Here is a 6,098-nt window from a genome sequence, read left to right on the forward strand (position 1 = left end):
AGTCGCCGATCGGGCCGTCGGTGGGGCTGATCAGCGCCTGGATCATGACCTTGAGGCCGCCGTCGAGCTCGTGGACCTCGTTGCTCCTGGACGCCGCTACGTCCGGACATTCCCCTGACGCCGTCCACCGGCCGGCCGGCGACCGGCCCGGCGCGACCGGCCCGGCTCGGCTCGGCTCGGCCTAGGTGGCCGGGAGGGCGGCGCCCTCGATGAGGTCGGCGACGTAGCGGTCGACCCGCTCGGCCAGGGCGTCGTCCGGGATCATGAACTGCAGGCCGGCCTCGCCCGCTTCGTCGCCGGTGCCCAGGCTGACCACCCGGGCCGGGATGCCCTCGTGCAGTGGCCCCAGGCTTTCGATCCGGACGGCGTCGCCGATGCCCAGGGGGCTGGCCGCGTCCAGGCGGACCCGGATGCCGCCGCGGCTGACGTTGATCAGCTCGGTCGTGTAGGTGTCCCCGGCCCGCTGCACCCGGACGGTGCCGGACATGGTCACCCGGTCGCTCTCCCGGCGTTCGAGCTGCGCGGACAGGCCCGACATCTCCTCGACCCGGCCGATCGTGCGGCCCATCTGGTCGGCCAGCCGGCCCACCACCGTGCCCTGGTCGGCGGCGACCGCGCGCAGCGACGTCGCGGCGTCGCCCACCCCGGCGATACCGGCGACCATCGCGGCGATGGTGTCGGCCATCTGCTGGGTGTCGCGTTCGAGCTCGCTGATCGTCCCGGCGATCTGCTCGGTCGAGACGGACGTGCTGTTGGCCAGCTCCTTGACCTCGTCGGCGACGACGGTGAAGCCCAGGCCCAGCTCGCCGGCCCGGGCGGCCTCGATGGTGGCGTTGAGGGCGAGCAGCCGGGTCTGGCCCGCGATGCCCTTGACCAGGGTGGCGGTCTCGGCGACCCGGCGCAGGCTCTGCTCCAGCGAGGCGATCACGTCCTCGGCCCGCCGGGCGTCGGCCACCACCGCCTCGGTGGCCGCACCGGTCGCCGAGATGCCGCTGTCGATGGTCTCGGCCGCCCGCCGGACGTCGCCGACCTGGTCGGTGACCCGGCGCAGCTCCTCGGCGATGACCGTGGTCGAACCGTCGATGATGTGCTGGGCGCGGTCGCGCAGCCGCAGCTCGGCCTGCCGCTGATGCTGGAAGCTGGTCCGCAGCTGCTCCTCGCGGACGACCTGAGCGCGGGCCAGCTCCTGCTCCTGGGCCAGCATCCGGGACCGGGCGGTGGTCAGGGCCTGACCGATGTCACCGAGCTCGTCCCGGCCGGCCGGGACCGGGCGCGTCTCCAGGTCACCGTCGGCGATCGCCGTGACGCCGCGGACGGCCAGGGCCACGTCGTGCCGGGTGCGCCACAGCACGCCGACGGCGAACCACGCGGCGAGCACGAAGCCGCCGATGGTGACGCAGAGGACGATCAGCCGTTCCCGTTCGAAACCGTCCACCCGGATCTCGAGCAGGTCGTCCAGGACCTCGGCGAGCGGGCCGACCGCGCCGGACATGGCGGTGGCCACCGGGCCCACGTCGGCCGGGCCGGGCCGGCCCAGGTTGTCGGTGAGCTGGTCGGCCAGCTTGGTCATGGCGTCGGCCGCGGCGCCGATCTCGGTCAGCCGGCCGTCGAGCCCGTCCATCGCCGTGCTGGCGGCCGCGGTGCTCACGTCGTACCGCAGGTTGTCGGCCGCGGTGGCCAGCTCCCCGGCCCGGACCGCCTGGGTCGCGATGGCGTTGGTCCCGCCGGTCAGATCGGCGGCGGCGATCTTGGCCGCGCCCAGCAGCGCCTTCGGCAGCTGCACGATCTGGGCATCCATCACGTAGAACGAGTCCAGGTCCGGGTCCAGGATCAGGTTCGAGTTGTTGCCGGCGTCGGTGATCAGCCCGGCCAGCGCCGTGGCCAGCGCGAACCGCTGGATCGGGCTGGGCCCCAGCCGCCCCGGCACGGCCCGTACGGAGTCGTCGAGCCGCAGCTCGGGATGGGCGGCCACGGCGGCCCGGACCCCGGCCAGGTCGGGTTCCTTGGCGGCGACCGTGTTCGCCAGCGCCAGCAGAGCCGGCCGGACCACCTCGAGGCCCTGCCGTTCGGCCTCGCTGAAGGCGATCTGCGCCCGGGCCTCGCGGACATAGGCGGACGTGGCCACGATCCCGGGGATCATCAGCACCAGGATGAGGGCGGCCAGGCGGGTGCTGGTGCGCATCCGGTCCGCGATGGGCAGGACCGGGCGCAGCAGCGCCGGGGCGGCGGATTCGCTCTGCGTCACCGGCTAGCGCCGATCCCGGTACGCCGCGTGCTCGGCCCCCACCGTCATCCGCATGCCCCGATTCCACCACGCGAAAGCCTCATGATCGGGCGAAACGGCGCAGTGGGCGAGACCGAGTTCGCTGCCGCGGAAACCCGCCTGACGTGATCGGCCCTGCATTCTGCATCCGTCGGGTTCATCCGCGAGCCGCCCGGGTACGCCTCCATGATTCGTTCTGTGAGAGGGGTTCACTCGTGCCGGCAATGACGCACGACATCGAAGACCTGCGCCTGCACAGCCGCATGTACGACGCCGTCATCGACGAGATCGAGGGGCGCCGGATCCGGATCGGCCAGGACTGGCTGGTCGACTGGGCGTCCTGCAACTATCTGGGCCTGGACCTCGACGAGGAGGTCATCGGCGCGGTCGAGCCGCAGCTGCGCAAGTGGGGCACGCATCCGAGCTGGTCACGCATGCTCGGCAGCCCGCGGCTCTATCCGCAGCTTGAAGAGCGCCTGAGCGACCTGCTCGGCGCCGAGGACGTCCTGCTGCTGCCGACCATCTCCCAGATCCATCTCGGGGTCATCCCGGCGCTGGCCCAGCAGGGCACGCTGATCATGGAGAGCCGGGCGCACAAGACCATCTACGACGGCTGTGTCTTCGCGCGGGGACAGGGCGCCACGCTGCACCGCTTCCGCAGCGGCGACACCGACGAGCTCGCCCGCCTGCTCCGGGCGGCCACCGCCCGGCCGGTGATGGTCTGCATGGACGGCGTCAACAGCATGACCGGCGACATCCCGGACCTGAAGACGTACGCGCGGCTGTGCCGGGAGAACGGTGCGGTGCTGTACGTCGACGATGCGCACGGCATGGGCGTGATCGGTGAGCGCAGTCCCGTCGAGCAGTCCCCGTACGGGCTCCGGGGCAACGCCATCGTCAAGCACAGCGGCGAGACGTACGACGACATCATCCTGGTCGGCGGCTTCTCCAAGGCCTACTCGTCGCTGCTGGCGTACCTGGCGTTGCCGACGGCGGTGAAGGACCGGCTGAAGGTCGCCGCGCCGACGTACCTGTATTCGGGCCCGTCCCCGGTGGCGTCGCTGGCCACGGTCATGGCCGGCCTGGACGTCAACGACAAGCGCGGTGACGAGCTGCGCACGCACCTCTACAAGCTGACCATGAAGCTGCTCTCGCACGTCCGGGGCCTGGGCGTGCACACCCTGAACCGGGACGACACCCCGGTCGTGGAGATCCCGATCTCGCCCGAGCACGACCTGATCGCCGTCTCCGAGCGGCTGTGGCGGGCCGGACAGTACGTGACGCTGGCGCCGTACCCGGGGGTGCCCCGCGACGAGATCGGCTTCCGTGTCCAGCTGACCGCGGCGCACACCGAGGCCCAGGTCGACGCCCTCAACGACGTACTGACCGAGCTGGCCGGGGACGGGGCTCTGCGGGCTGCCGTCCCTCAGCCGCGCCGGCCGGTCGACTGAGCGCTAGACGCGGGTGGCCAGCACCTCGACGTACGCGGACGGGACCTTGGTCGTGCCGTCCGTGGCCACGTCGTACCGGGTGATCAGGTCGATCAGGTCGGCGTGCAGCAGCTTGCCGTCCTCGCCGAGCGCCTCGAAGGCCTTCAGCGTCGGCCCGTAGTGCGCCCGGAAGTAGTCGGCGAAGTCCTCCGGGGATCCGAACCGGAAGACGAACTCGCGCCGGGTCACCCGCAGGTCGGTGACCCGGTCGCCGAAGAGCTCCCGCAGCCGCGGCTCGTTGCCCCATTCGACGGGCGCGCGCACGCCGGGCGGCGGCGGGACGCGGCGGCCGACGGTGCGGAAGAGCTCGCCGATGAAGCCGTCCGGCGTCCAGTTGGCCAGGGCGATCGTGCCGCCCGGCCGGCACACCCGGGTCAGTTCGGCGGCGGCGCGTTCCTGGTCGGGGGCGAACATGACGCCGACGACGGACAGGACCGCGTCGAACTCGCCGTCGCGGCCGGGCAGGGCCTCGGCGTCGCCCTCGACGAAGCTGACCGGGAGGTGCTCGGCGTCGGCCCGGGCCCGGCCGCGGTCCAGGAGTTCGGGTACGTAGTCGACGCCCGTCACCGTGCACAGGCACCGGGCCGCCGCGATGGCCGCGTTGCCCGTACCGGTGGCCACGTCGACGACCCGCGACCCGGCGGACAGGTCCGCCGCCTGCACGAGCGCCTCGGAGATGGGTTGGATCAGGGCCGCGACCGCGCCGTAGTCGCCGCTGGCCCAGGTCTTCTGCTGGCGTGCCTTGATGCCGTCAAGGGCAAGTGAACTCGTCATGCGGCTGACGCTAGGAGCGGCGGGCCGGGGCTCGCGTGGGGAGTTCTCCCCATGTTGGCGTCAGCGGGGCGCGAGCAGGCCGAGGCGGCGGGCGGCCGCGGCGGCCTGGCCTCGCGACGGTACGCCGAGCTTGCCGAGCACCGCCGACACGTGATGGTCGACGGTCTTCGCCGACAACGTCAGCCGCGCGGCGATGTCGGCGTTGCTCAGCCCTTCCGCGAGCAACGTCAGCACCTCCCGCTGCCGGGCCGTCAATCCGGTCGGATGGGCGGCCGTCGCCGGACGTGGCCCGCGCGGCACCTTGGCCCCCTTGTCCCGCAGCTCGGCGCGCAGCCGCCTGGCCGTGCCCACCGCACCGAGACCGTCCACAATGCGCAGTGCCTCCGCGATCGCTTCCTCGTCACCGCAGCTCAGCGCCTCGGCCCGGGCGTACGCGCAACCCCGCCGCGCCCATTCCGCGGCGGCACCGCGCCAGTCCCCCTCGATCAGCAACCTGTACGGCGGCGCGATCAGCCCGGTGACCGGGATCGGCTCCCCGGCCCGCCACTGCCAGTAGGCGAGTTGTCCCGCGAACCAGGCATGCCCGACCCGCACTGCCACCTCGTACCCGCGACGCGCCTCGGCAGCCGAGCGGGCCGGGTCCCCGGTGATCCAGTAGTACTCGGCCAGCCCGGTCGAGACCGGCCCGACGAACTGCACCTCGTCCGCCTCGTACGCCGGCCCCTCGGCCTTGAGCAGGATGTCCACGGCGTCCGGGTCGCCGCGGCGGGCCCGCAGCTTGCCGAGCGCGACCTGCGCGGTGCTGCGGGAGGGCCCGGGACGCTCCGGACCGGACATGGCCGTCTCGGCGTCGGTCTGAGCTCCGGCCCAGTCGCCGCGGGCCAGCAGCATCGCGGCCCGGTAGCCGAGCAGGTGGCGCACGTAGCCGTCCAGGTCGCGGGCCTCGGCGAAGTCCAGCACCCGTTCCAGCACGTCCTCGGCGATGTCGAAGTCGCACCACTCGACCGCCTGGCAGGCCTTGTTGGCCAGGGCCCGGGTGGCGTGGTCGTCGAGCCCGGCCGCGGCGGCGAGCGCGTAGGCCCGTTCCAGCTCCGCGAAGCCCTGCACCGGGTCGCGTTCCATCCGGGTCGAACCCACGTTGACCAGGGCGTGCACCTCGGTGTCGAGGTCGCCGAAGTGCCGGGCCAGGTCGATGGCGCGTTCGCCCCACTCGATGGCGGTGGCCTCGCCGGCCAGCATGTGCAACTGCGACAGGTTGCTGTAGGCCATCGCGAGCTGCGGTCCGGGCGCGATCGACTCGAGCACCTCCACCGCCCGGACGCCGGCCTGCCGGGCCTGCCGGGTGTACCCCCGCCACCAGCTGAGCCGGGACACCCAGCGCAGGTTCTCGCCGATCCGTACGGTGTCACCGGCCTGCTCGCGCAACGTCAGCGCCTGCCGCCGGGCCTCCAGCGCCTCCACGATCTGCCCGGCCAGATAGGCGACGGTCGCGTACGCCTCCAGCAGCTCGGCCCGTTCCGCCGCCGGCGCGCCGGCCGCGTGCCGCAACGCCAGCTCGTAGTGGGCCGCGG

Annotated in this window: 5 protein-coding genes; 2 read left to right on the top strand and 3 right to left on the bottom strand. The window is 73.0% G+C overall.

Annotation, left to right across the window (positions count from 1 at the left end; translation table 11 throughout):
- The coding region (locus AB0C29_RS29160; protein ID WP_360826595.1) for a hypothetical protein at window positions 1-185 on the top strand (185 nt) is incomplete at its 5' end.
- On the opposite strand, the gene AB0C29_RS29165 is transcribed toward AB0C29_RS29160, so the two are convergent.
- Window positions 182-2,245 (bottom strand): methyl-accepting chemotaxis protein, encoded by a 2,064-nt coding sequence (locus AB0C29_RS29165; RefSeq protein ID WP_360826598.1) that lies wholly within the window; start codon window positions 2,243-2,245, stop codon window positions 182-184. The two genes, AB0C29_RS29160 and AB0C29_RS29165, sit on opposite strands and share 4 nt — an antisense overlap.
- A gap of 242 nt (window positions 2,246-2,487) precedes the next feature.
- Here AB0C29_RS29165 and AB0C29_RS29170 point away from each other — a divergent pair, with 242 nt between their 5' ends.
- Window positions 2,488-3,714 carry a pyridoxal phosphate-dependent aminotransferase family protein gene (locus AB0C29_RS29170; RefSeq protein ID WP_360826601.1) on the top strand — a complete coding sequence of 409 codons (1,227 nt, stop codon included), beginning with the start codon at window positions 2,488-2,490 and terminating at the stop codon, window positions 3,712-3,714.
- A 3-nt stretch (window positions 3,715-3,717) separates the two neighbouring features.
- On the opposite strand, the gene AB0C29_RS29175 is transcribed toward AB0C29_RS29170, so the two are convergent.
- Both AB0C29_RS29175 and AB0C29_RS29180 read right to left on the bottom strand, forming a co-directional pair.
- Window positions 3,718-4,527 (bottom strand): methyltransferase domain-containing protein, encoded by an 810-nt coding sequence (locus tag AB0C29_RS29175; protein ID WP_360826604.1) that lies wholly within the window; start codon window positions 4,525-4,527, stop codon window positions 3,718-3,720.
- Window positions 4,528-4,587: 60 nt separating this feature from the next.
- The coding region (locus AB0C29_RS29180) for a LuxR C-terminal-related transcriptional regulator (protein WP_360826607.1) at window positions 4,588-6,098 on the bottom strand (1,511 nt) is incomplete at its 5' end.

Source organism: Actinoplanes sp. NPDC048791 (genome assembly GCF_040650095.1).
GTDB lineage: Bacteria > Actinomycetota > Actinomycetes > Mycobacteriales > Micromonosporaceae > Actinoplanes.